The sequence below is a fragment of the Sphingomonas bacterium genome (assembly GCF_903644055.1).
GTDB lineage: Bacteria > Pseudomonadota > Alphaproteobacteria > Sphingomonadales > Sphingomonadaceae > Sphingomonas_I.
The window spans coordinates 1-2656 of the sequence record NZ_CAHJXD010000051.1; the positions used below are offsets into that span (position 1 = coordinate 1).

The 2656-nt window shown below is 70.1% G+C and carries 2 protein-coding genes; both read right to left on the bottom strand.

What is annotated here, in order from left to right; translation table 11 throughout:
• Window positions 1–187: 187 nt before the first annotated feature.
• On the bottom strand, window positions 188–1477 hold the full coding sequence (locus tag HUU94_RS02160) for an adenylosuccinate synthase (RefSeq protein WP_174273481.1): 1290 nt from the start codon (window positions 1475–1477) through the stop codon (window positions 188–190).
• Window positions 1478–1910: 433 nt separating this feature from the next.
• A partial coding sequence (locus HUU94_RS02165; protein ID WP_174273482.1) for an ATP phosphoribosyltransferase regulatory subunit occupies window positions 1911–2656 on the bottom strand: 746 nt, incomplete at its 5' end.

Genomic DNA, 2656 nt, shown 5'->3' on the forward strand with positions numbered 1-2656 from the left:
TCGCGATCGGCCCCACGCCCGGCGCGCACGCCTGGAGCCCGAGTGCGCCGCCAAGCGCCAGCCCGCCGCGAAGCATATCCCTACGCGCGAAGTCCGTCCGCCGCATCGCTCGCCCCCTGTTGCAACGCAGCGAGGCTATGGGGATCATTACCGGAATGCAACTGCTATGGCTCGATCGCGGCGCGCCTCAATCGCGGAACGGATCGCGGACCAGGATCGTGTCCTCGCGCTCGGGGCTGGTCGAGACCAGCGCCACCGGGCAGCCGATCAGTTCCTCGATCCGGCGGACATATTTGATCGCGGGGGCGGGCAGGTCGGCCCAGCTTCGCGCGCCCCGCGTCGATCCGCTCCAGCCCTCGATCGTCTCGTAGACCGGCGTCACCGCCGCCTGGTCGCGCGCGTGCGGCGGCAGATAATCATAAGTCCGGTCGCCGAGCCGATAGCCGGTGCAGATGCGCAGCGTCTCGAAGCCGTCGAGCACGTCGAGCTTGGTCAGCGCGATGCCGGTGATGCCCGAGACCGCCACCGCCTGCCGCATCAGCACCGCATCGAACCAGCCGCAGCGGCGCTTGCGCCCGGTGACGGTGCCGAACTCGTGCCCGCGCGTGCCCAGCCGCTCGCCGATCGCATTGTCCTGCTCGGTGGGGAAGGGGCCGGCGCCGACGCGCGTCGTATAGGCCTTGACGATGCCGAGCACGAACCCCGCCGCCGACGGCCCCAGCCCCGATCCCCCCGCCGCGGTCCCCGCGATCGTGTTCGACGAGGTGACGAACGGATAGGTGCCGTGGTCGACATCGAGCAGCACGCCCTGCGCCCCTTCGAACAGGATGCGCTTGCCCCGCCCGCGCGCCTCGTCGAGCGTCCGCCACACCGGGCTGGCATAAGGCAGCAGGAAGCCCGCGACCTCGCCCAGCTCGGCCATCAGCGCGGCGCGATCGATCGGCGGCACGCCGAAGCCCGCGCGCAACGCGTCATGGTGCGCGCACAGCCGGTCGAGCTGCGGGCCGAGATCGTCGAGGTGCGCGAGATCGCAGACGCGGATCGCGCGGCGGCCGACCTTGTCCTCATAGGCCGGGCCGATGCCGCGCCGGGTGGTGCCGATCTTGCCGGCGCCGCTGGCATCCTCGCGCAGCGCATCAAGGTCGCGATGGAACGGCAGGATCAGCGGGCAGGTCTCGGCGATCTGGAGCGTCTCCGGGCTGATCGCGACGCCCTGGCCCTCCAGCTTGGCGACCTCGTCGCGGAAGTGCCACGGATCGAGCACGACGCCGTTGCCGATCACCGACAATGTGCCGCGCACGATGCCCGAGGGCAGCAGGCTCAGTTTGTAGATCTGGTCGCCGACGACGAGCGTATGCCCGGCATTGTGCCCGCCCTGGAAGCGCACCACGACGTCGGCGCGGCTCGCCAGCCAGTCGACGATCTTGCCCTTGCCCTCATCGCCCCATTGCGCGCCGATGACCGTGACGTTTGCCAATGCCTGCTTCCTGATGTTCCGGAACGGGGCGCGCATAGAGGGCGGGGGCGGGCGGGTCCATCATCAAAGCGATCGGCGAGCGTAGGGCCTGGACGGGATTGACAGATAAGAACATATCAGGTACATACGAATAGTGATTATGGGTCGGCATCCGATTCGCGGCGCGATCGTCGCGGCCGCATGGAGCGGGAAGGCGGCCGGCCTGTTGCTGCTCATCATGCTGAAGCTATGCCGCGCTTGTGTCGAGCGAGCGGCCAAGGTCTTCGGTCATGCCGGACATGTTCCGGCATCCACGGGCCCCGAGGGCGCGGCAGCGGACCATGAGCGCCGTGAACTTCGAAAACCGCCTGTTCCGAGCCTTGCCGGAGGGGGTGAGAGACGTAGGCGCAAATCCGGCGAGCGGATGGGCTGGCTCGAACGGATGCAGGCGCGGTCAGGGTCGCCCGGCGATTTCGACGGGCTTTCCGGCGATCAGCTCATGCGTGCAATCGTCCGGCTGTCCGCCGGCGTCCAGCGCCGCGATCGTCGTCCAGCCTTCGCGGCGCAGCGCGGCGGCGGCGGCGGGATCGTGGCCGAGCGGCAGGAAGATGCGGCGCGCGGGCTCGACGCCGAGGCCGATATCGACGAGCGGATCGAGGTACAGCGAGAAGCCGACCGCGGGCTCCTCGGCCTCGTCGTTGTGGACGAGCGTATAGCTGCCGCCGCGCCCGATCTCGCCGGCCAGCCCGCGCCCGAACAGCGAGAAGCCGATCCATGTCTGATATTCGAAGCCGTGGCGTTCGGTGGGATCGAGCGTCAGCGTGGCTTCGCCGCCGATCGCCGCGGCGATCGCCTCGACGCCCGCGATCCGGCTTTCGAGCGCCGCCATCACGGGCAGCGCGCGCAGCCTGGGCAAAGCGGTCGCGATCGGCCCGCAGGCTTCGAGCAGCGGCAGATAATCGGTGGCACCCGCCGCCGCGAGGCCGCCCGCGTCCTTGGCGTCGAGCATCGCGCGCACCGCGCGCGCCTCGGCCTTGGGCAGGGGCAGGGGGCCGGCGCTCAGCGTCTCGACGAGATCGGGCAGCGTCAGATCGATCGTGATGTCGGTCACGCCAGCGGCCTTCAGCGCGTCGAGTGCCACGCGCAGCACCTCGGTCACCGCCGCCACCGTATCGCTGCCGATCAGCTCGGCGCCCGCCT